Origin of the sequence: Pedobacter cryoconitis (assembly GCF_003259615.1) — a bacterium.
Lineage (GTDB): Bacteria > Bacteroidota > Bacteroidia > Sphingobacteriales > Sphingobacteriaceae > Pedobacter > Pedobacter cryoconitis.
On record NZ_QLLR01000017.1, the window covers coordinates 34166 to 57685 of the forward strand.

Consider the following 23520-nt stretch of genomic DNA (forward strand, 5'->3'; position numbering starts at 1 on the left):
AGCAAAGCATTATTTTATATCTTTGCATTTTAGAAGAAAATATAACATGAAGATATCATACAACTGGCTTAAACAATTCATACAAACTGACCTTAATCCACAGGAGCTTTCATTGATTCTGACCAATATCGGCCTGGAGGTGGAAAGCCTTGAAAAAGTACAACCAGTGGTGGGTGGTCTGGAAGGATTAGTGATTGGCCATGTGCTTACATGCGTTCCACATTCCAATGCAGACAAGCTGAGGGTTACTACGGTAAATGTTGGTGCTGCAGAAGCGATACAGGTTGTATGTGGTGCGCCGAATGTTGCTGAAGGACAAAAAGTTGTTGTGGCTACGGTAGGGACGACTGTTTATCCGAATGAAGGTGAACCTTTTAAAATTAATAAATCAAAAATCAGGGGCGAAGTTTCTGAAGGAATGATTTGTGCAGAAGATGAAATTGGACTGGGTGGTTCTCATGCTGGTATTATGGTCCTTGCAGAAGACGCATTGATCGGCCAGTCAGCTAAAGACTATTTCAAAATGGAAGATGATTATCTTTTTGAAATTGGGTTAACGCCAAACAGAGCTGATGCAGCTTCACATTTAGGGGTAGCCAGAGATTTAGCGGCCTACCTGAGAATTGATTTGAAAATGCCGGCTATTGATTCTTTTAAAACAGCGAATGAAAATTTCACAATCGCAGTTGAAGTTGCTGATCCGGTTGCCTGCCCGAGATACACGAGTGTTTCGATCAGCGGGGTAACGGTTAAAACTTCTCCGGACTGGTTACAGGATAAGTTAAAAGTAATCGGCATCCGTCCGATTAATAATATAGTAGACGTTACCAATTATGTATTGCATGGTTTAGGTCAGCCGCTTCATGCTTTTGATGCCGATCAGCTGGCAGGAAAAAAGATCATTGTACAAAAGGTAGCTGAAGGAACTTCATTTGTTACTTTGGATGGGGTAGAGCGTAAGTTATCTGCAGAAGATCTGATGATCTGTGATGCAGAGAAACCAGTGACGATTGCAGGTGTTTACGGTGGTAAGAATTCCGGAGTGAGTGCAGAAACTAAAAATATATTTATAGAGAGTGCTTATTTCAATTCGGTATCGGTTCGTAAGACGGCGAAAAGACATACTTTAAAAACAGATGCTTCTTTCCGTTATGAGCGTGGTACGGATCCGGAAATGACAGTGACAGCTTTAAAGTATGCTGCCTTGTTGATTCAGGAAGTGGCAGGTGGTGAGATTTCTTCTGTAGTTTCAGATATATACCCTTCGCCGGTTGCTCCTTTTGATGTTAAGGTTACCTATAAAAATATTACCAGGCTGATAGGTGCAGCTATTCCGGATGAGGAAATCAAAGCGATTATTACCTCATTAGGGATTACGGTTGCTTCAGAAACAGCTGAAGGTTTATCTTTAAAAGTTCCGAGTTTTAAAGTAGATGTTACGCGTGAGTGTGATATTACGGAAGAAGTGTTAAGAATTTACGGGTATAATAATATTGAGATCCCAAGTAAAGTGAATGCTTCACTGACCTTTTCTGCCAAGCCAGACAGAGAGCAGACACAACATGTGGTTGCAGATATGTTAACGGCTAACGGATACCTGGAAATCTGGTGTAACTCTTTAACTAAAGGTACCTATTCTAAGAATACAGAAGAGGTGGTCCAGATTCTGAATCCTTTAAGTTCAGATTTAAATGTGATGCGTCAGAGTTTGCTGATGCCGGCATTGGAAAGTGTTGCTTATAACCAGAACAGGAAAAATGGTGATGTTAAGTTTTATGAGTTTGGTAAAACTTATCATTTGATCAACGAAAAATACGTAGAACGTCCAAGATTGCTATTGGTGCTTTCGGGATCGGATGCTACTGAACAGTGGAATCAAAAACCTGCTCCTGTAAGTTTTTATAACTTAAAGGCGGCAGTTGATGCGGTGATCGGAAGATTGGGGATTACGAATTACCAGACGGAAGAAATCAGTGATGAGAACTTTGCTTTCGGGTTGAAGTATTTCAGAGGCCCGCAGGCAATTGTTACTTTTGGTGCAGTAACAGCAGCAGATAAAAAGCAGACGGATGTGGATAAGGATGTTTATTATGCAGACTTTGACTGGGCTTTATTGCTGGACATTGTCAGAAAGAATAAAATAATCAGCAAAGAGATTCCTAAGTATCCTGCAGTAAGAAGAGATCTTTCTATGCTGGTAGATACGGATGTAACCTTCGAAGCTTTGAAAACAATTGCTTTCAAAACGGAGAAGAAGTTATTGAAGAATGTGCAGATATTTGATGTCTATGTTGGTGATAAATTACCTGAAAACAAGAAATCTTATGCACTGAACTTTACTTTGCAGGATGATCAGCAGACTTTGACTGACAAGCAAATTGATGCAGTTATGCAAAAGATTATCGCTAACTTAGCCCAAAGTGCGAAAGCAGAGATAAGAAAGTAATTTTATTTGTTACTTTTAGGAATAATATAAATACTATCAATTTTTAAATAAAAGATGTCTTCGGTTGCAGAACAATTAGATTCAGTATTACATAAAGCGGCCCGGCTTATCGAGCTTTGTAATGCATTACAAGAGGAAAACGAGTTGTTAAAGCAGGAAAATTCATCTGTTAAGTTAGCCTTGAATGCGGCAAAAATTAAGAACTCAGATTTGGATGAGAAGATGAGGGTGCTTAAATTGGCGAAGAGTATTGAAGGAACAAGCGAAAAGACACTTGATATTAAGCAAAAAATTAACGATTTTGTGCGTGAAATCGATAAATGTGTAGTGTTGCTTAAAAAATAGGGATTACACGAAATTGAAACAAAGCTAAGAAATGGGAGAAATCTCGATAAAAATAACTATCTCGGACCGCATTTACCCTTTAAAGGTGAATATGGAGGAGGAAGAAATTGTAAGGCGGGCAGCCAAAATTATTAATGAGCGTATAAAGGACTATCAGGAAAATTATGCGGTCAGAGATAAACAGGATTTGCTATCTATGGCAGTATTGCATTATGCAACAGCTGTGCTAAGGGTAGAAAATAAAGTGCAGGATCAAGATACTGCAGTAGCTGAAAAAGTTGAGGAATTAGATAGTTTACTGAACGATTTTTTTACCAAATAGAATCGGTCCGTAATTTCAAAAGCGTATAAAAAAGATTTAACCGTTGTTGAATTTTTTGTTTCATGTTTCGTAATCTTTAAATACAGGCGGGTGGCTGGGATCAGTTGCTGTTAATCATGGCATGTATTTAGAGTAGTAGCGCAGGAAACTTAAAATTGAACAGCGGTTTTTTTTTAAGTCAGAATTTTAGAAAGGTAATAAGAGGCTTGCATGAGCATAGGTTATGTTTATGCACGTTTATATATATAAATTAAAATGGAAATAATAGGAATAATTGGATATGTACTGGCCAGCTTAGTTGTTGGGATACTGGTTGGCAGATATTTGCTGCGCAACCTGTTGAAAAAACAGGAGATTGCTGCACAGTCAAAAGTGAAGAAGATCTTAAAAGAAGCAGAAAGTAATGCAGAGATCTTAAAGAAAGACAGATTACTGGAAGCGAAAGAGAAGTTTTTACAATTGAAGACTGAGCATGAGCAGGAAGTAAATGCTAAAAATAACCAGGTAAATCAGAGAGAGAATGCTATCAAGCAGAAAGAACAATCTGTGAACCAGCGTTTGGAAAACATGAACCGCAAGGAACAGGAGCTGGATAACAGCAAGAAAAACCTGGATAAACAAACTGATATTGCGGTTAAAAAACAAGAAGAGGTTGACTTGCTGAAAAATCAGCATGTAAAACAACTGGAAACTATCGCCGGGTTAAGTGCTGAAGAAGCCAAAAATCAGCTGGTAGAGAACATGAAACAGGAAGCCAGAACCCAGGCCATGATCCAGGTTAAGGATATTGTGGATGAAGCAAGGTTAACTGCTACTAAAGAAGCTAAAAAAGTTGTAATCCAAACGATACAGCGTACAGCTGTAGAAGCGGCGATTGAAAATACAGTTTCTATTTTTCATATAGAAAGTGATGAAATTAAAGGTAGGGTAATTGGACGTGAGGGTAGAAATATCCGTGCGCTTGAAGCAGCGACTGGTATTGAGATCATTGTAGATGATACACCTGAAGCTATTATTTTATCTGGTTTTGACCCGGTAAGAAGAGAGATTGCCCGTTTAGCCTTACACCGCCTGGTAACTGACGGACGTATTCACCCTGCACGTATTGAAGAGGTGGTAGCAAAAACGAAGAAACAAATTGAAGATGAGATTGTCGAAATCGGTGAACGTACGGTTATTGATTTAGGTATTCACGGATTGCACCCTGAGTTAATCAGGATGGTGGGACGTATGCGTTACCGTTCTTCTTATGGACAGAATTTGTTACATCACTCTCGTGAGGTGGCTAATTTCTGTGCAACAATGGCGGCAGAATTAGGCTTAAATGCTAAAATGGCTAAACGTGCAGGATTATTACATGATATAGGTAAAGTACCTGATGATAACCCTGAATTGCCACACGCTATTTTAGGAATGCAGCTTGCAGAAAAATATAAGGAACATCCTGAAATTTGTAATGCAATCGGAGCTCACCATGATGAAATCGAAATGACTTCTATGATCTCACCGATCGTACAAGCTTGTGATGCAATTTCTGGTGCACGCCCTGGTGCAAGACGTGAGGTTGTTGAAAGTTATATTAAACGTTTAAAAGAATTAGAAGAGCTGGCTCTTTCTTATCCTGGTGTAGAGAAAACTTTCGCGATTCAGGCAGGTAGAGAGTTAAGAGTTGTGGTAGAAAGTGAAAGAGTAACTGATCAGCAGGCAGAATTACTGGCAGCAGATATTTCTAACCGTATTCAAACGGAAATGACTTATCCTGGTCAGATTAAAGTTACTGTAATCAGAGAAACCCGTTCGGTTGCCTTTGCTAAATAAGCAGCTTAATAAATATTATTACTGAAGCGATAGATTATTCTATCGCTTTTTTTTATTTTTATACAATGAAGAAGCAGAAATCCCCGGTGGGAAAATTGGAGCATAAAAAGGAAGTGGATATTCTATTTGATACCTACTCAGAAAGTCATCAGAATCCCAGTAATGAATTGATTCACTGGGTTTGTGTGCCGTTGATTGTATTTAGCTTATTGGGAATGATCTGGGCTATTCCTTTTCCGCATCTGGCTTTCCTTGGAAAGTATAATGGATTTGTGAACTGGGCTTCTTTCGTTATTGCTTTTTCAGGATATTATTATTACCGCCTGTCGCCGGTACTTTCTTATCTGATGATCTTATTAATCTTTGCGGCTGCAGCTGTAATTGTACAACTGGAGAAATGGGAATTGGCTGGTGGGCCCGCACTTTGGCTGGTTTGTGCAGTAATTTTTGTGCTTTCGTGGATTGGACAATTCATCGGTCATAAAATCGAGGGTAAAAAGCCTTCATTTTTACAGGATGTTAAATTTCTGTTAATCGGTCCGATCTGGTTATTACACTTTATTTGTTTAAAGGTTGGCTTGAAATATTAGTAACCTGCGATTTAGCTAAGAGGCCATGTTCATCGCTTCAGCTCAACATCTTAAATAAGTTAAAAAAAATGAAGCCGCTGGGTAATACTCAGCGGCTTTGTTATGCGATATATGCTGATTTGTGCCGAGTTAACGTAAGCTTAATATTAGGGAAACACTATTTTAAGGCTCCCTGAGCATCCGGGGAAATAATATTAATGCCTTCTAACCTCATTTTGATAGCCTTAATAGCTCATTTTACTTGTTTTTTAGCTGTGTTTTAATTTATCTATAATTTGATATTAACTCATGAGCTCATTCATGTAAAATTAATATTAAGGTCACATTGCTACCCTAGTTTTACAAAAACAAACAGAAGCAAGAAAAATGAAAAAATTTCTATCAATTAATCTCTCCTGCGTGATGCTCACTTTCCTCCTTTTTATGGGGTTAGGAGTAAATGCTCAGGTAACGACATCAAGCGTTAACGGTAAAATTAAAGATGCAAAGGGACTGACTATTCCCGGAGCCAGTATTTTAGTTTTACATGTTCCAACCGGAACTAAATATGGTGCGGTTACCGGATCTGATGGATACTTCCGTATCAATAACTTAAATCCTGGTGGACCTTACAAAATCACTGTAACTTATGTAGGTTATAATAAACAGGAAAAAGACATTAACAGCCTTGGTTTGGGTACTGACCAGCGTTTGGACTTCACTTTAACAGATGAAGGTCAGCAGTTGAGTGAAGTAACTGTTAAAGGTAAAAGAGGTGGTGTTAAAGTTGGTGCTGGTACACAGATTGGCGAAGAGCAAATCAAGAACATGCCAACTGTAAGCAGAAGTTTAACGGATTTAACCCGTACAACTCCACAAGGCAGCAAAGACAACTCTTTCATGGGAACCAACTTCAGATACAATAACGTAACTATTGATGGTGCGATTAATAATGATGCCATTGGTTTCAGTCCTTCATTGGGCGGTCAGAGCGGAAGTTCTGGTATGCCAGGCAGCAGTACAAGAACAAACCCGGTATCGATTGATGCGATTCAGGATGTTCAGGTTTTATTAGCTCCTTACGATGTTAAGATTGGTAACTTTACTGGTGGTAGTGTGAATGCGGTAACGCGTTCTGGTACTAATGATGTATCGGGATCTGTTTATGCTTACGGTCGTAATGCGAGTTTAATTGGTAACAATAAAACTGGTGACGGATCAAAAGAGCCTTCGGCTTTCCATGATTACCAAACTGGTTTCAGATTAGGTTTCCCGATTATCAAAAATAAATTATTCTTCTTTACCAATGAGGAGATTACCCGTCGTCAGGATCCTGTGATCTTAGGTGCTGGTTCTCCTGATATGAAAGTTCTTACTTTAGATCAGGCTCAGAAAATTTCTGACCTGATGAAAAATAAATATGGTATTGATGTTGGTTCTTTTGGGAACTATAACATTTATGCCAGATCAAATAAATTCTTCAACCGTGTAGATTGGAACATCAATGATAAAAATCAATTGACTATCCGTAATAACACGATTACTTCTGAAGCGACTAACTTAGAGCGTGACCAGTCGAACTTCAGATTCGGTGGTATTGATTATAAACAAACAAATAATCAAAGCTCTACTGTTGCTGAGTTAAAAAGCAGAATCAATAATGATATGTCCAATAGCTTAGTGGTAGGTTATTCAAATATCCATGATTTCAGAACTCCAACATCTAATGCTGCAATACCTCAGATTGAAATTGGTGGTGGAAATGGTGGAACGATTTTCTTAGGAACAGATCGTGAAGCAAGTATCTTCAATATGAAACAAAAGACATTTGAATTTACTGATAACTTCACTTTAACAAAAGGAAAGCACACATTCACTTTCGGTACACACAATGAGTTATATAATATTACATATGGTTTCGTGAATGCGTGGAATGGTCGTATTTCTTATAAAGATGTAGACGGTTTCTTAGCAGGTACTCCAACACGTATTCGTACTAATTATAACTACGCTGATAATACAAGAGATAATATTATTGCTAATCCACCTGCACAGTTTAAGTTAAATATGTACAGTGTATATGGTGAAGATCAGTGGCAGGTAACAGATCGTTTCAAACTGACTTATGGTTTGAGATTTGATTTGGCTGATATGCCAAACAAACAACCATTGAGCGCAAAAACTACTGGTTCTCCTGTAGATCCTAACTATGGTACTACTTTTACTTATACACAACCAAGCCAGATTAAAAACAGTTTCTTTGGACAGGTACAGGTTTCGCCGCGTATTGGATTTAACTTCGACGTATTAGGTGATCAAAGCTTGATCATGCGTGGGGGTAGTGGTTTATTCACAGGCAGAGTTCCTTTTGCATGGTTAGGTTATGCTTATTATAACAATGGGGTAACTTATGGTGCATATGATAAAAAGAATCCGGTTGTTGCTCCAGGATCTGATCCTATTAAAGATGCTTTAACTGGAAATGGTGAAGCTGGTTATGTGGCTAAACAACCTGGTGAGAATGTTAATAATGCAAATGGTGCTACACAAGTCGATCTGATCGATAATAATTTTAAAATGCCTAAGACATGGAGAAGTAGCTTAGCTTTTGATTATAAAACTGAAGATCAGTGGAAATTTACTGTAGAGGGTATTTACACTAAAGTAATCAATGACCTGAAGTTTCAACAAGTTAATATTGTAGATAATCCTACCTATTTAGTTTACGATACACAGCATCAACAACCAATTTATAATAGCAATCTTAAGGTCAATCCATTGTATACAAATGCCTACCTGCTTTCTAATACGAGCAAAGGTTACCGTTACAGTGTAACCGGACAGATCTCTAAGTCTTTCCCTTTTGGTTTAGATGTAATGGCAGCTTATACCTATGGACAGTCTAAAGATGTGACTAATGGTATTAGAAATTCAATGGAATCTAACTGGCAATTAAATCAAGCTTTAAGCCCTAACAATCCTCAGTTAGCTACTTCGAACTTTGATATTCGTAACCGTATCGTTTCTACAGTAAATTATAAATTTGCCTGGGATAAGGCGAACAAATATGTATCTAGCTTTTCACTTTTCTATAGTGCACAATCTGGTTCTCCATATTCATATGGATTCCTGAATACTACGATCAACGGGACAGGTCAGAACGTAAGTTTGGCCTATATTCCTAAAGAAGGAGAAACTGTTAACTTCTTTAAAAATATAGCTGGCGGATTAACAGCAGCACAACAAGCAGCGCAATTCGATAGCTTTATTGATGGCGACAAATATCTAAAAACAAGAAGAGGTAATTTTACGGAAAGAAATGCTGCACGTACGCCATGGAATACTCAGTTAGACTTCCGTTTTGCTCAAGACTTCAAAATTATAGAGAATGGTACACATAAGCATACTTTAACGTTTACTTATGATATTGTTAACTTAACTAACTTATTAAACAAAAACTGGGGTGTTCAGTATTTCTCTCCTAACACTTATAACTCTATGGCAAGTGTTGGTTTAAGCCCTACAACAGGTGGAGCAGGTAGCCCGACAGCTTATCCTACTTATACTTTTGATCAGAAAAATACAAGTAATTATTCAAAAGACTTCTTTGCTTCAAGATTCCAAATGCAATTTGGTTTGAGATACAGCTTCTAATGAATGGTTAGCTTCTTATAGAAGGAGCTTTTATAAAACCCCCTTAGTTATTAATTTAGCTAAGGGGTTTTTATTTAATATGTTATTTAATATTTGATATGTATTTTTATTGATAAACAAATCGTAAGTTATATTGATCTTGAATTATAAAATTATGAACCTTAAAACTCTTGTTCTTATTGCCCTTGTTTCGTTCTTGTTTATTTTACCATCCAATGCGCAGGTGAAAATAAAAAAGTTCTGTACTTTAACTTATTACAGTCAAGATTTGCACACTCCACATATAGATTATGGACAGAGAAGGAAGTATAGTCCTTTAAAGGATTCTGCCTTTGTTCACAAGATGGAACATGTCGAGTCTTTGTCGAATTTTGTACAGGCAATGAACTACCTCACCGGGCTGGGTTGGAATTATGAAGGAAATATCCCCACTAACCAATCAGATGGTAATGAAGTTGTAATTTTGTTCAGTCGTGAATTTAATCCTGCTGAATTGACGGAGGGCCAGTAATTAGAGGAAAGAAAGACTAATTTACTGAGATAATTTCGGCAATATTATTTTCCAGATCAGGAAGTTTAGAAATTATAATATCCCAGACAATATCATAATCAATTCCAAAGTATACATGAATTAAATGATTTCTTGTAGCAGTGATTTTTCGCCACTCAATAGGAGGATATAATGTTTTGAATTCAGGATCAACCTTGGCACTTGCCCCGCCAATTATCTCCAGACTTCTTATAATTGCTCTGGAAAGGATAGGGTCATTAATTACAGTTTCTTTATTTTTTCTTTTGTTGAATTAAGGACAAAGGAAACTTCTTCAAGAATATGTTTGGGTAATTCAAGGTTAAAGGGGAACATATTCTGTTTGATTTAGAATATGAGGGGCAATATACTTACTCAGTGATTGAGGTGTTACAACTTCAACTTTTCTTCCTAATAAATCTTCAAGAAAGAAAGATAGGTTCATAAAGTTGTCATAAGTCTTTTGTTCAGGGGCGAACTCAAATAAAAGATCAACATCACTATCTGAGTGAAACTTCCCGGTAATAAAAGAGCCAAAAACACTTAATTCAGAAACGCCAAATGATCTTAATTTTTTGGCTGTTAGTCTCTAATAAAGAAAATAAGGATTGTTTATTTTGAACTTTCGTCTGCATATTCAAAGCTGATCAAAAGATTTAACTTAATAAAAATCCCATATTGAAATCCTGGGAATTAGTTAATCCCTGTAAGATTCTCTTATATTGGCCCTGAAATGATGATTTACTCATTTCATCTTAGTCATAGTTACCCATTTTATGAAGCGTATAGTTTTAAGTTTATTAGTTTTTAGTGTTGGAATTAGTGGAGCCGCTGCTCAACAGAAAGGTTTTACAATCAAAGGGGAAATCAAAGGTCTTCATGGTCCTGCAAAAGTCTATTTAGATTTTTATGAAGGTAAAATATCAGATTCAGCAGTTGTCAGGGATGGAAGCTTTCAATTTAAGGGGATTGCAAAAAAGACCGGATTGGCAGATCTCATTTTAGACAGGTATGGTGTTGGAAAAGATAGCGTCAATCTGGAGAATAATACGGATGAGCTAACCTTTTTTTTAGATAATTCTGAAATTACTGTTACTGCTCAGGATTCTTTGATACGCGGAACCGTTACAGGCTCCAGGATCAATGACGAGTATATGGCCTATAACAAATTTATAGGAGGAACAGTCACTGCTGCTTATAAAAATCACAGGAACAGGATTTCTCCGTATTTGTGGAGTTCATATCCTTTTTTTAAAGAATTTGATGAATACATGTATCAATTCAAAGCGGAGCGCTTTGAGAAGCAGTTACAGTTTATACATGAAAACCCTCAATCTTACTTTAGCCTGTTTGCCCTTAAGGATATTACCTTAATGGGGTATGGAAAGGATATGATCAGGACAGGTATTGCTTACAGATCTATTGATGCGAAATTGAGGAATAGCCCAGAAGGGCAACGTATCGGGAGACGTATCCAGACCATGAGCCAGGGTGCTGTCGGCACGCCTGCACCAGATTTTACTTTATATGATGTGAACGGCAAAGCGGTAAAGTTATCTGCTTACCGTGGCAATTATGTGGTCCTGTATTTCTGGGTTACAGGTAACGACCTGATCAAAGCGGAAAACTATAAAATGATCAAAGCGGCCGGATTATATAAGCATAAGAAATTTAAAATTATCAGTATCTCTTTAGACCCTGAAAAAAGAAAGCAGGCCTGGGCGAAAGAAGTGAAAGAAAATAAACTACCATGGGTACAGGTATGGGGAGTGAAATCCGGGCCGCTTACTACAGCAAAGCTTTATGGTACTCAGGGAACTCCGTCAAGTATTGTGATTGATCCTGATGGAATGATAGTCACCAGAGACTTAAATGGAATTGAATTGCAATATCAGCTGGCTGAATATATGAAATAACAGATATGTTATTAATGTATAGAAATGTTTAACACAGATAACCAATCCTTAATCCTGATTTAACATATCACTTCTATATTTGTGCTGTAAATATTTGGTTAGTATTTATCAAGTTTAGGTTTAGTTGATAACAAAATAGCCCGGGTGGATGTCCGGGCTATTTGTTTTTTAGAAGTTTTTACCAATTTTCTCCAGCATTTCTGGTGGGATGCTTTGCATATCGACCACAAGGAATCCATCCAGGCAATCTGAAAACTTCGGATCTATATTAAAGCAGATAATTTTTGCATTCAGGTTAAGGTATTGTCTTAACAACACAGGAATTTTGATGTGTGTATTTTCAATGTCAGATATCAGGACATCAAGATCTTTTAGTGAATCGCTGCTTTCAATCAGCAGGTCTTTATCAATCGCTGACAAATCAGCCTTGAATTTATTTCTTGGCCTTACATACTGTCCCAACTCGTAATCAAAGTGATTCTTGGTAATGAAGTCAACAATCAGTGATTTAGAGAATTTGGAAAAGTTATTACTGATACTTACCGGACCAAACATGTAACGGTATTGTGGATTATCCAACAGATACTTTAAAATACCTTTCCATAGTAAAAACAACGGCAATGCTTTTTGCTGATATTCTTTACGGATCCATGAACGTCCCAGTTCAATTCCCTGGCGCAATACAGGATAAAAAGGGTCTTTGATTTTAAAGAGTTCAGAAAGATAAAATCCTCTTTTGCCTAAAGTATTTAAAATCTCGTCTCCTTTACCAATACGATAGGCACCAACGATATTTTTCTGATCTACATCCCAGATAAATAAATGATGATAATAAATATCATAGTTATCAAGGTCTATCTTTTTATTAGAACCTTCGCCGACTTCTCTGAAAGTTATTTCTCTTAATCGGCCTATTTCCCTTAATATATTTGGAATATTAGCTGAAGGGGTAATGTAAACTTCATAATTTTTCTCCGTCCACACCCTGTATGTTTCCAGCTGTTCAATTTCCTCCACAATACTTGCTCTTGGAGTTTCTTCAATAATTGGCTCCGGAGTCTTCTTGATTTTGAAAAGATTAATTGGATTGAACAATTTCTTTTCCTGTTCTATACTTGTACCAAGGGCATAAGTACGTGCACGTAAAAAATCAAGTAATTTATTAGTGTTGTTGCGGTAAGAAATATCTTCGATATGAATGGGTTTCCCTATTCTGACTTTTATTTTCAGTCCTTGTTTATTCAGGAATTCTGAAGGTAATTTCGCCGTACGCAGGGTAGGGTGAATAAAACTCAGGATATTGAATAATACCCCATTATTGCCATGGAAATAAATTGGGACTACTGGTACTTTTGCACGGGCGATAAGCTTTCCAACTACAGGATGCCATAAGCGGTCTGTAATTTCTTGTTTGTCCAGGCTAAAGGTTGAGACTTCACCTGCAGGGAAAATTCCAATAGGTACCCCGTTCTGCAATAGATCAAATGTTGCTTTTAATCCGCTGATGCTTGAAGAGTGCTGCACATTTTCAAAAGGGTTAACGGCAACAAAAAACTCATTTAAGTTAGGAATTTTCTGAAGAATAAAATTCACCATTACTTTAGCTTCCGGACGCACTGTACATAATAATTTGACCAGTGCAAGCCCTTCTATCCCTCCATAGGGATGGTTTGCAATCGCAATGAAGCCACCTGTCTTGGGAATGTTTCTCAGGTCATCTTCATCGAAATCAATTGACACCCCTATCGTTTCCAGTATTTTATCTACAAACTCTAAACCATTGAAATGCTGATTCTGAGAGAAAACTTTATTAATATCGTTCAATTTCATGACTTCCATCAGTAAATCTGCAAGTCCCGGAACACCGAGTTTATCAATTTTAGTAGCCTTTGCAAATTCTTTGGTTGTTATGATCTTCATATTTGTTCTTAAAAGGAGAGAATTAGGAGCATATTTGAGCTAGAGATTTGAATATGTTCCTGAATCAATCTCAAAAATAAGATTTATATTTTTAGAAAAGTTTAAAATTTATCTGATCGCACGTTTAAGCTTCCTTTTTGCCGTCATAATTACTTCATCTTATCTGAAAATAAGGGAAAGAATAATTTTATTCAGAAATCTAACCAGGTTCCTGGAGAACAGGGGTACATTGAGCCAATATGCGAAAGTGGTTAAGTTCTTATTTCAATTTCTCCAAACGGGAGTACAATGGCTTGCTGGCTATGGTTGTACTGATCGCATTGATCAGGGCTATTCCTGCTGTTTATAGCTTTTTTTTTCCAGAGCTGACAAATCCGGAGACAGAAAGATTGGCTATCAATAAATTAAGCTGGATGAAGTCGGATAAGGAGGCAGCACACAGGCAGCAGAAGATGGAAGCTCCGGTACTGAAATCAACCCTGTTTAATTTTGATCCTAACCTGATTGATGCAGATGACTGGCAGCGGTTGGGTTTGTCTGCAAAACAGGCTGGTGTAATGGCCAGGTATAAAGGAAAGGGGGGAAGGTATTTTAAGAAAGAAGATTTGCAGAAAATGTATGTGATAAGTCCGGAAATGTATGAAAGATTGATACCTTATATAAGTATAGGTTTGGGAAAAGACCGGCAGCGTCAGCAATTGAATCCTGAATATACTGCTAAAAATTATCCTGCGCAGCAGAAACCTTTATCTATACCATTGAATACTGCCGATACTTTACAACTGATGGAGGTCAGAGGCATAGGGCCGGCTTTTGCCAGAAGAATCTGTAATTACCGGCAGCGTCTTGGCGGGTTCTATAAAAAAGAGCAGCTGCTGGAGATCTATGGGCTGGATAGTTTAAAGTATGCTGAAATTAAAGATCAGCTCAGTCTGGACGATCTGGTGCTGACCACAATTAACCTCAATACTGCATTGTTTGATGATTTGAAAAATCACCCCTATTTAAAGTATAAACAGATCAATGCAATCATTCAGTTTCGAAAACAACACGGAAATTATGGTAATATTGCGGACTTAAGAAAGGTGGCTATTTTATCTGCTGAAACTATAGAGAAGTTAGCCCCTTATATTTCTTTTTAATCATGACAATGGAAACTAAAATAAAACAGATTGTACGCGATGTAAACGATTTTCCAAAACCGGGTATCGTTTTTAAAGACATTACACCAATTTTAAAAGATGCAGTTTTATGCGGGGAAATTACTACAGCCCTGGCTATGCAGCTTTCAGCAGTTAAAATTGATGTGGTAGCTGGTATTGAAAGCAGAGGTTTTCTGTTTGGAATGGCTTTGGCTAATTTGCTGAATGTTCCTTTTGTGCCCATCAGAAAGGCTGGAAAACTGCCGCACAAAACTATACAGCAATCTTATGACCTGGAATATGGAAGTGCTACGCTTGAAGTGCATGAGGATGCTATTCTGCCAGGACAACATGTATTGATCCATGATGATTTACTGGCTACAGGCGGTACTGTGGTTGCGGCTTCTAAATTGATACAGAAGCTGGATGCGGTAGTTGCAGGGTATTCATTTATCATTGCCCTGGATTTTTTAAATGGAAAAGACAGACTAAAAGCGTTTTCTACGAACAATTTCGCATTGGCTTCCTATTAAACTGATAAAATAGTTGAAAAAAAATCATGCTGTTTAAGGGCTTCAGTTCTTATGCTATACTGTAAAATGAACTAAATACTGTTTCGTTCTGTTTCCGGGCAAATATTCAACTGCTTGCTTGGGCTTATATTCTCTATACTTGCCGTATTCAAATATAAAACATGCAAGAAACGTTAGCACAAAATACAGGGTTCAATTTTAGTACTTCAGAAAATCAGCTGATGATCAGAAGTATGGTTAAAGATTTCGCGGAAAAGAATATCCGTCCTCATGTAATGGAATGGGACGAAGCACAGACTTTTCCTATTGAAGTTTTTAAGAAATTGGGTGAGCTGGGAATGATGGGTGTATTAGTACCTGAAGTTTATGGCGGATCGGGATTCGGTTACCAGGAATATGTAGACGTAATTGTCGAAGTTGCCAAGGTTTGCGGATCTATAGGTTTATCCCTTGCTGCACACAATTCTTTATGTACAGGCCATATCCTTGCATTTGGAACTGAAGAACAAAAAATGAAGTGGCTGCCTAAACTGGCAACTGCCGAGTGGATTGGGGCATGGGGCTTAACTGAAGCAAATACCGGATCTGATGCACTGAGAATGATGACTACTGCCACATTGGATGGTGATCATTATGTATTGAATGGTGCGAAAAACTGGATTACCCACGGTAAGTCAGGTGACATTGCTGTAGTAATGGTAAGAACGGGTGAAAAAGGAGATTCTAAAGGTATTTCTGCGATTGTAGTGGAACGTGGAACTCCAGGCTTCTCGGCTGGTAAAAAAGAAAATAAGCTGGGGATGCGTGCATCTGAGACTACAGAAATGATATTTGATAACTGCCGTGTACCAGTAGCAAATTTACTGGGCAATGTAGGTGAGGGCTTTAAGCAGGCCATGAAAGTGCTGGATGGCGGAAGAATTTCTATTGCTGCCTTGTCATTGGGGATTGCAAAAGGTGCTTATGAGGCGGCACTTGCTTATGCTCAGGAGAGACACCAGTTCGGACAGCCAATTTCAAGTTTCCAGGCAATCAGTTTTAAACTGGCTGATATGGCTACTGAAATTGAAGCAGCTGAATTGCTGATCAGACAATCTGCCGATTTAAAGAATCGCGGTCAGAAAATGACTAAAGAGTCTGCTATGGCGAAATACTTTGCCTCAGAGGTTGCAGTAAGGGCTGCTACAGAAGCTGTACAGATCTTTGGCGGCTATGGGTATACGAAAGACTTCCCTGTAGAAAAGTTCTACCGTGATAGTAAGTTATGTACGATCGGGGAGGGGACTTCTGAGATCCAGAAAATTGTAATTGCGAGAGAAATCTTAAATAAATAATAACAGCCTAAACCTAAAATAGCTGTTAAATTCCAAATAGACATATTCTAACCAAATATATTTTACCAATCCAGTGTGCGAAAGCAGACTGGATTTTTTTTATGCTTGTTTTATAAGGTTTTATGTTCTACCTTTGCAATCCTTAAAACAACGAGAGGAGGTATTTTAACGTTATGATCATAATTAATATTAAAGACGGCGAATCACTTGATAAAGCCCTTAAACGTTTCAAAAAGAAATTTGAAAAAACTGGTGTATTGAGAGAACTACGTAGCCGTCAGGCATACGAGAAAAAATCTGTAGCTCGTCGTACATTAGTTAAGCACGCGATTTATAAAGAAAATATGCACTTAGAAGGAAAGATTTAATTCTTCCCCTTTTAATTCTAAATATTTTAAAGCGCCATTGGATTTTTCCGGTGGCGCTTTCTTTTTAGGTAGTAATTCCGTACATTGACTTTTATAGTTGCTGTTTTAGCTTAAAAACAAGCGATAAAAGGATAATAATTGTAATTAATGTCAGTAGAATCCTACCTAAACTACCTTCAGCACGAGAAGCGCTATTCTCCGCACACTGTACTAGCCTATAGAACGGACCTGGTACAGTTTAATGAATACATTGAACAAACTTATGAGCTGGAGCCTGAAGAGGCTAAATATGTACATATAAGAGACTATATCGTCCACCTGATGGAAGATAAGGTTGGGGCCAACTCCATTGGCAGAAAATTATCGAGTCTGCGGGGTTTCTATAAATATCTTTATCGCCAGAAAATTATCCTGACCAGCCCGATGTCATTAATCAAAGCTCCTAAAACACCTGAACGGTTACCAGTGTTTATAGAGGAACAGAAGCTGGATCACCTGCTGGACTCAGGAGAGTTCTTTGACGCGACTTTTTCTTCGGTTCGTGATAAAATGGTCATCGAAGTGCTTTTTGGAACAGGGATGCGCTTAGCAGAACTTTTAGGTTTAAAGGAAACAGACATTGATTTTTACCAGGAATCTGTCAAGGTTTTGGGGAAAAGAAAAAAAGAAAGAATTATTCCTGTGACCAAACAACTTATTAATCAGCTTAAAGAGTATATTGAGTTGAAATCGTTACAGAAATTTAATAACAAAACAGACGACTTGTTCGTTACTAATAAAGGAACAGCAGTTTACCCGGTCTTTATTTATAAGATTGTAAAAAGTTATTTGACATATATATCCACACAGGATAAAAAAAGTCCCCATGTATTACGGCATTCGTATGCAACAAGCCTGCTAAACAGGGGGGCAGATTTAAATGCGATTAAAGAATTACTCGGGCATGCCAGTTTAGCGGCAACCCAGGTATACACGCATAATTCTATAGAAAGATTAAAATCAATATATAAACAGGCCCATCCAAAGGCATAAAAAAAGGAGGACAACATGAAAATTACAGTTCAATCAATCCATTTCAATGCAGATCACAAACTATTAGACTTTATTCAAAAGAAAGTTGACAAGCTGGAACAGTTCCACGACCAGATCATAAGTGGGGAAGTTTATTTAAAATTAGAGAACGTAGACGATGAGGCTAACAAAATAAGTGAGATCAAACTGATGGTTCCTGGTGGAATTTTATTCGCAAAGGAGCAATGCAAGTCTTTCGAAGAAGCGACGGATTTGTCAATTGAGTCATTAAAAAAGCAAATAACAAAACATAAAGAAAAAAATAGAATAAAAGTTTCTGAGCTTAAGGCGGTATTAAATGCCGATGAAGTGTCTGATTATTAGGAATCTATTTTTGGAAATTTTAAATATAAAACCAGCAGAATACAGTCTGCTGGTTTTTTTTTCAAAATAGTTTTGCAACTATAAAATATTCTTGTAGATTTGCATTCCAATTCGGAACAGGGGTTAACCCATAAAGAATTGGTTTGTTCTGTGAATGTTTAATAAATAATAATAAGCCTCCTTAGCTCAGCTGGTAGAGCAACTGACTTGTAATCAGTAGGTCATTGGTTCGATCCCGATAGGAGGCTCTTTTAGACCCGCATTTGATATGTGGCGGTTTAGGAGAAATGGGGGGATACCAGAGTGGCCAAATGGGACAGACTGTAACTCTGTTGTCGCGAGACTTCGAAGGTTCGAATCCTTCTCCCCCCACTTTATAATAATAGTAAAAGCGAAAGTAGCTCAGTTGGTAGAGCGATAGCCTTCCAAGCTATAGGTCGCGAGTTCGAACCTCGTCTTTCGCTCTTGATTCAAGAGCAGTCGGCATAATGGTCACAGTTTAAATGCCAGACCGGTATTGAAGATTGTGAAGAGAATAAAAAGCCGACGTAGCTCAGCGGTAGAGCACTTCCTTGGTAAGGAAGAGGTCATGGGTTCAAGTCCCATCGTTGGCTCAGGAATAAAGATAAAAAAGCTTTGTTAAATCTGGCATTATGCCCAGAATGAACAAGGTTTTTTGTATTGAATTGTATCAAAACAATAATTAAAAATAAAAGTTAACCTACTAATAAGTATAAAAACATGGCAAAAGAAAAGTTTGACCGCAGCAAGCCGCACTTAAACATCGGCACTATCGGTCACGTTGACCACGGTAAAACAACCTTAACAGCAGCTATCACTAAAGTGTTATCTGATGCTGGTTTATCTGAGGCGCGTTCATTTGATTCGATTGACTCTGCTCCAGAGGAAAAAGAAAGAGGTATCACTATTAACACTGCACACGTTGAGTATTCAACTGCTAACCGTCACTATGCTCACGTTGACTGTCCAGGTCACGCGGATTACGTGAAAAACATGGTTACAGGTGCGGCGCAAATGGATGGTGCTATTATCGTTGTAGCGGCTACAGATGGTCCTATGCCACAAACTCGTGAGCACATTCTATTGGCTCGTCAGGTAGGTGTACCTTCATTGGTGGTTTTCATGAACAAAGTGGATATGGTTGATGATCCTGAATTACTAGAATTAGTAGAGATGGAAGTTCGTGAATTATTATCTTTCTATGATTTCCCAGGTGATGATATCCCAGTTATTCAAGGTTCTGCTTTAGGTGGATTGAATGGCGATGAGAAATGGGTTGGTAAAATCATGGAATTAATGGATGCTGTAGATAGCTACATTCCAATCCCTCCACGTTTAACTGAACTTCCTTTCTTAATGCCTGTTGAAGATGTATTCTCGATCACTGGTCGTGGTACTGTTGCAACTGGTCGTATTGAGCGTGGTGTAATCAACTCTGGAGATCCTGTTGAGATCTTAGGTATGGGTGCAGAAAATCTTAAATCAACTGTAACAGGTGTTGAGATGTTCCGTAAGATCCTTGATTATGGTGAAGCAGGAGATAACGTAGGTTTATTATTACGTGGTATTGAGAAAACTGATATCCGTCGTGGTATGGTTATCTGTAAACCAGGTTCTGTAACTCCTCACACTGATTTCAAAGCTGAGATCTATGTATTATCAAAAGCTGAAGGTGGACGTCACACTCCATTCTTTAACAAATACCGTCCACAATTCTATTTCCGTACCACAGACGTTACTGGAGAGATCACTCTTCAAGAAGGAACTGAAATGGTTATGCCAGGTGATAACGTTACAATCAATGTTAAATTGATCAACGCAATCGCAATGGAAAAAGGACTTCGTTTCGCTATCCGTGAAGGTGGTAGAACAGTAGGTGCTGGTCAGGTAACTGAAATTGTAAAATAATTACTTAACCGTCCTTAGGGTCGCTAAGCAATTAAATAATAATACAAAGTGCCCGGACGTTATAGTCTGGGTACTTTGTTCTAAAAATGTTTGATTAACCCCTAAAAGGTTAATTCTTATACACGGGAATAGTTCAACGGTAGAATAGAGGTCTCCAAAACCTTTGATCAGGGTTCGAATCCTTGTTCCCGTGCAAAAACTTAGATATGGCTAGCATAGTTCAATTTATTAAAGAATCGTATGAGGAAATGACCCAGAAGGTTACCTGGCCTACATGGGGAGAATTGCAAAATTCTGCAGTGCTGGTTTTGGTAGCTTCGTTTATTATTGCAGTTGTTATTTTTGCAATGGATAAGGGATCTACTTTTGTGCTAGATACTTTTTATAAATCACTTTCTAATTAATAGAACTAAATGAACGATCAGCTAAAATGGTATGTAGTTAGGGCGGTAAGCGGAAAAGAGAAGAAGGTAAAACAATACATCGATTCAGAGATCAGTCGTTTAGGTTTTTCTCATCTTGTTCCGCAGGTATTAATCCCTATGGAAAAATACTACCAGATGAAAGAAGGAAAGAAGATTGCAAAAGAGCGCAACTTTTATCCTGGTTATGTTTTGATTGAAGCAACTTTGGACGGTGAGTTAGAACACATTATCAAAAATGTGAACAGCGTAATCGGTTTCTTAGGGGATAAAGGTGGAAACCCGGTTCCAATGCGTCAGGCAGAAGTTAACCGTATCCTGGGTAAAGTAGATGAAATGAGTCAGCAGGGTGAGACTATGAATGTAGCTTATTATGTTGGTGAGAACGTCAAAGTAATGGACGGTCCTTTCAATGGCTTTACTGGTGTGATTGAAGAGGTTAACGAAGAAAAGAAAAAACTAAAAGTAATGGTTAAGATTTTCGGCAGAAAAACTCCGCTGGAACTTAATTATATGCAAGTAGAAAAAGAGTAGAATAAAGATCTTAAATGTTACATGCTTCCAACATTTTAACATTGAGTATTACAATTAACAAATCAGAAAATGGCAAAAGAAGTCAGTGCGCTTGTTAAATTACAAATCAAAGGAGGAGCTGCAAATCCATCACCACCAGTAGGGCCTGCATTAGGTGCTAAAGGTGTTAATATCATGGAATTTTGCAAGCAATTTAATGCTCGTACCCAAGATAAGCCTGGTAAAGTATTACCTGTTGTAATTACTGTTTATGCTGACAAGTCTTTCGAATTTATCATCAAAACCCCGCCGGTTGCTATCCAGTTAAAGGATGCTACTAAATTAGCGAGTGGTTCTGCTGAGCCCAACCGTAAGAAAGTTGGTTCGGTGACTTGGGATCAGGTTAAGTCAATTGCTGAAGATAAAATGACTGATTTAAATGCATTCACTATCGAGTCGGCAATGAGTATGGTTGCCGGTACAGCACGCAGTATGGGAATCACCGTTAGCGGCGATGCACCCTGGACAAATTAATTAACAAAAAACAGTTTACAACAGTGGCTAAATTAACAAAAAATCAAAAAAAGGCACATGCTAAACTAGAATCTGGTAAAACGTATTCTTTACAGGATGCGGCTGCTTTGGTAAAAGAAATCACGACTACTAAATTTGATGCTTCGGTTGATATCGACATCGCTTTAGGTGTTGATCCGCGTAAAGCGAATCAAATGGTACGTGGTATCGCTACTTTACCACACGGTACAGGTAAAACTGTACGTGTATTAGTTCTTTGTAATCCTGATAAGGAAGACGAAGCTAAAGCGGCAGGTGCAGATTTCGTAGGTTTAGACGAATATGTTGCCAAGATTGAAGGTGGATGGACTGATGTTGACATTATTATCACTACTCCTGCTTGTATGGCTAAAGTAGGTAAACTGGGCCGCGTTTTAGGTCCACGTAACCTTATGCCAAACCCAAAATCAGGTACTGTAACTAACGAAGTTGGTAAAGCAGTAACTGACGTAAAAGGCGGTAAGATTGATTTTAAAGTTGACAAAAGTGGTATCATTCATGCTTCGGTAGGAAAAGTATCATTCCCAGCAGAAAAAATATATGAAAATGCATTAGAAGTTCTTCAAGTAATTTCTAAGCTTAAACCATCTGCTGCTAAAGGAACTTATTTTAAGAGCATTCATGTTTCTTCTACAATGAGTCCTGGAATCGCAATCGAAACAAAATCAGTAGCAGGGATCTAATTATGAACAGAGAAGAAAAACACGAAGTAGTTTCGGCTCTTCAAGAGAAGATGCAGGACTTTGGCAATTTTTATATTGCTGATACATCAAGCTTATCTGTTGAGAAAATTAACAACATCCGTCGCAAATGTTTCGAAAGCGGTATTGAAATGCAGGTTGCTAAAAATACTTTGATCAGAAAAGCGATCGAAGGACTAGAAGGCGACAATTCAAGTATTTTTGAAGCATTAAAAGGCCAGTCAGCAATATTATTCTCAAGAACAGGTAATGGTCCGGCTAAGCTGATCAAAGCCTTGAGAAAAGGATCTGACAAACCACAGTTGAAAGCTGCGTTTATTGACACAGCAATCTATGTTGGAGATAATCATTTAGATGCATTAGTAAGCTTGAAATCAAGAGAAGAGCTTATTGGAGACATCATTGGCTTGCTACAATCGCCAGCTAAAAATGTTATTTCAGCACTTAAATCTAGTGGTGGTAAAATCGCAGGAATTGTTAAAACTCTTCAGGAAAGAGAAGGTTAAGGAACACCTTATAAGTTTCATATTATTATAAATTATTTTTCACGTCAAATTTTAAAAACTCTATAAAATGGCAGATTTAAAAGCGTTTGCTGAGCAATTAGTAAACTTAACAGTAAAAGAAGTTAACGAATTAGCTCAAATCCTTAAAGACGAGTATGGTATCGAACCAGCTGCTGCTGCAGTTGCTGTTGCAGGTCCTGCTGGTGATGCTGCTCCTGCAGCTGAAGAAAAATCTACTTTCGATGTTATCTTGAAAGAAGCTGGTGGTGCTAAATTAGCAGTTGTTAAGTTGGTTAAAGACTTAACTGGATTAGGTTTGAAAGAAGCTAAAGACTTAGTTGACGGTGCACCAAAAGAATTAAAAACTGGTGTTTCTAAAGACGAAGCTGAAGCTTTGAAAAAACAATTAGAAGAAGCTGGAGCTGTAGTTGAGATTAAGTAATCACTTAATTTTAATATAACTTTAAACATAGACTCCGACTGTACAGTCGGAGTCTATACCTGTTTATATACATTTCATCTAAGTTTGGTTGGTGGGATGTTCACGGCAAACCAAACAAATAGTTTATTCTTAAACTAAATTAA

24 protein-coding genes and 5 tRNA genes are annotated in these 23520 nt (G+C 37.8%); 26 read left to right on the top strand and 3 right to left on the bottom strand.

Annotation, left to right across the window (positions count from 1 at the left end):
* Positions 1-46: 46 nt before the first annotated feature.
* The 7 genes from pheT to LY11_RS15960 all read left to right on the top strand — a co-directional run bounded on the left by pheT (position 47) and on the right by LY11_RS15960 (position 9665).
* Entirely contained in the window at positions 47-2446 is a 2400-nt protein-coding gene (pheT, locus tag LY11_RS15930; RefSeq protein ID WP_111634658.1) for a phenylalanine--tRNA ligase subunit beta, read from the top strand.
* A 54-nt stretch (positions 2447-2500) separates the two neighbouring features.
* The gene (locus tag LY11_RS15935; protein ID WP_068403216.1) at positions 2501-2791 is read left to right on the top strand and encodes a hypothetical protein; all 291 of its coding nucleotides are present in this window, start codon (positions 2501-2503) and stop codon (positions 2789-2791) included.
* Positions 2792-2822: 31 nt separating this feature from the next.
* Positions 2823-3113: a cell division protein ZapA gene (locus LY11_RS15940; RefSeq protein WP_041878266.1), complete on the top strand. Its 291-nt coding sequence runs from the start codon at positions 2823-2825 to the stop codon at positions 3111-3113.
* A gap of 255 nt (positions 3114-3368) precedes the next feature.
* Positions 3369-4931: a ribonuclease Y gene (gene rny / locus LY11_RS15945; RefSeq protein ID WP_211321572.1), complete on the top strand. Its 1563-nt coding sequence runs from the start codon at positions 3369-3371 to the stop codon at positions 4929-4931.
* A 65-nt stretch (positions 4932-4996) separates the two neighbouring features.
* Complete coding sequence (locus LY11_RS15950) at positions 4997-5521, top strand: Mpo1 family 2-hydroxy fatty acid dioxygenase (protein WP_111634659.1); 525 nt, start codon at positions 4997-4999, stop codon at positions 5519-5521.
* 366 nt (positions 5522-5887) lie between these two features.
* A complete protein-coding gene (locus tag LY11_RS15955; protein WP_111634660.1) occupies positions 5888-9154 on the top strand; it encodes a TonB-dependent receptor in 3267 nt (1088 codons plus the stop codon).
* 154 nt (positions 9155-9308) lie between these two features.
* Entirely contained in the window at positions 9309-9665 is a 357-nt protein-coding gene (locus LY11_RS15960; protein WP_111634661.1) for a hypothetical protein, read from the top strand.
* A gap of 16 nt (positions 9666-9681) precedes the next feature.
* Here the strand turns inward: LY11_RS15960 and LY11_RS15965 are convergent, their stop codons facing one another.
* A complete protein-coding gene (locus LY11_RS15965) occupies positions 9682-9927 on the bottom strand; it encodes a HepT-like ribonuclease domain-containing protein (protein WP_211321580.1) in 246 nt (81 codons plus the stop codon).
* A 78-nt stretch (positions 9928-10005) separates the two neighbouring features.
* Positions 10006-10209 (bottom strand): nucleotidyltransferase family protein, encoded by a 204-nt coding sequence (locus LY11_RS27305; RefSeq protein WP_211321579.1) that lies wholly within the window; start codon positions 10207-10209, stop codon positions 10006-10008.
* 250 nt (positions 10210-10459) lie between these two features.
* Between LY11_RS27305 and LY11_RS15975 the strand changes: the two genes are divergently transcribed.
* Positions 10460-11599 (top strand): redoxin domain-containing protein, encoded by a 1140-nt coding sequence (locus LY11_RS15975; protein WP_111634662.1) that lies wholly within the window; start codon positions 10460-10462, stop codon positions 11597-11599.
* Between the two features lie 168 nt (positions 11600-11767).
* On the opposite strand, the gene LY11_RS15980 is transcribed toward LY11_RS15975, so the two are convergent.
* The gene (locus LY11_RS15980) at positions 11768-13519 is read right to left on the bottom strand and encodes a lysophospholipid acyltransferase family protein (protein ID WP_111634663.1); all 1752 of its coding nucleotides are present in this window, start codon (positions 13517-13519) and stop codon (positions 11768-11770) included.
* Positions 13520-13758: 239 nt separating this feature from the next.
* On the opposite strand from LY11_RS15980, the gene LY11_RS15985 reads away from it, so the two are divergent.
* The 18 genes from LY11_RS15985 to rplL all read left to right on the top strand — a co-directional run bounded on the left by LY11_RS15985 (position 13759) and on the right by rplL (position 23377).
* Positions 13759-14661 (top strand): ComEA family DNA-binding protein, encoded by a 903-nt coding sequence (locus LY11_RS15985; protein WP_111634664.1) that lies wholly within the window; start codon positions 13759-13761, stop codon positions 14659-14661.
* 2 nt (positions 14662-14663) lie between these two features.
* The gene (locus tag LY11_RS15990) at positions 14664-15194 is read left to right on the top strand and encodes an adenine phosphoribosyltransferase (protein WP_111634665.1); all 531 of its coding nucleotides are present in this window, start codon (positions 14664-14666) and stop codon (positions 15192-15194) included.
* A 161-nt stretch (positions 15195-15355) separates the two neighbouring features.
* Positions 15356-16528, top strand: coding sequence for an acyl-CoA dehydrogenase family protein (locus tag LY11_RS15995; RefSeq protein WP_211321573.1), 1173 nt, complete (start codon positions 15356-15358; stop codon positions 16526-16528).
* A gap of 173 nt (positions 16529-16701) precedes the next feature.
* Complete coding sequence (gene rpsU / locus LY11_RS16000; protein ID WP_041878250.1) at positions 16702-16896, top strand: 30S ribosomal protein S21; 195 nt, start codon at positions 16702-16704, stop codon at positions 16894-16896.
* A 147-nt stretch (positions 16897-17043) separates the two neighbouring features.
* On the top strand, positions 17044-17928 hold the full coding sequence (locus tag LY11_RS16005; RefSeq protein ID WP_111634666.1) for a tyrosine-type recombinase/integrase: 885 nt from the start codon (positions 17044-17046) through the stop codon (positions 17926-17928).
* A 15-nt stretch (positions 17929-17943) separates the two neighbouring features.
* A complete protein-coding gene (gene hpf / locus LY11_RS16010) occupies positions 17944-18291 on the top strand; it encodes a ribosome hibernation-promoting factor, HPF/YfiA family (RefSeq protein ID WP_041878247.1) in 348 nt (115 codons plus the stop codon).
* A gap of 175 nt (positions 18292-18466) precedes the next feature.
* Positions 18467-18539: transfer RNA gene (locus LY11_RS16015), tRNA-Thr, on the top strand.
* A gap of 41 nt (positions 18540-18580) precedes the next feature.
* A tRNA-Tyr gene (locus tag LY11_RS16020) sits at positions 18581-18663 on the top strand.
* Positions 18664-18682: 19 nt separating this feature from the next.
* A tRNA-Gly gene (locus LY11_RS16025) sits at positions 18683-18755 on the top strand.
* Positions 18756-18833: 78 nt separating this feature from the next.
* Positions 18834-18905: transfer RNA gene (locus LY11_RS16030), tRNA-Thr, on the top strand.
* A 127-nt stretch (positions 18906-19032) separates the two neighbouring features.
* The gene (gene tuf / locus LY11_RS16035; RefSeq protein ID WP_068403186.1) at positions 19033-20220 is read left to right on the top strand and encodes an elongation factor Tu; all 1188 of its coding nucleotides are present in this window, start codon (positions 19033-19035) and stop codon (positions 20218-20220) included.
* 122 nt (positions 20221-20342) lie between these two features.
* Positions 20343-20413: transfer RNA gene (locus LY11_RS16040), tRNA-Trp, on the top strand.
* Between the two features lie 13 nt (positions 20414-20426).
* On the top strand, positions 20427-20624 hold the full coding sequence (secE, locus tag LY11_RS16045) for a preprotein translocase subunit SecE (protein ID WP_068403184.1): 198 nt from the start codon (positions 20427-20429) through the stop codon (positions 20622-20624).
* A gap of 9 nt (positions 20625-20633) precedes the next feature.
* Positions 20634-21176 carry a transcription termination/antitermination protein NusG gene (gene nusG, locus LY11_RS16050; protein WP_041878241.1) on the top strand — a complete coding sequence of 181 codons (543 nt, stop codon included), beginning with the start codon at positions 20634-20636 and terminating at the stop codon, positions 21174-21176.
* Positions 21177-21245: 69 nt separating this feature from the next.
* Positions 21246-21689 (top strand): 50S ribosomal protein L11, encoded by a 444-nt coding sequence (gene rplK, locus LY11_RS16055; protein ID WP_037443979.1) that lies wholly within the window; start codon positions 21246-21248, stop codon positions 21687-21689.
* Positions 21690-21712: 23 nt separating this feature from the next.
* Complete coding sequence (rplA, locus tag LY11_RS16060) at positions 21713-22411, top strand: 50S ribosomal protein L1 (protein WP_068403182.1); 699 nt, start codon at positions 21713-21715, stop codon at positions 22409-22411.
* Between the two features lie 2 nt (positions 22412-22413).
* A complete protein-coding gene (gene rplJ, locus LY11_RS16065; RefSeq protein WP_068403180.1) occupies positions 22414-22935 on the top strand; it encodes a 50S ribosomal protein L10 in 522 nt (173 codons plus the stop codon).
* Positions 22936-23002: 67 nt separating this feature from the next.
* Complete coding sequence (gene rplL / locus LY11_RS16070; RefSeq protein WP_068403178.1) at positions 23003-23377, top strand: 50S ribosomal protein L7/L12; 375 nt, start codon at positions 23003-23005, stop codon at positions 23375-23377.
* Positions 23378-23520 lie beyond the last annotated feature (143 nt).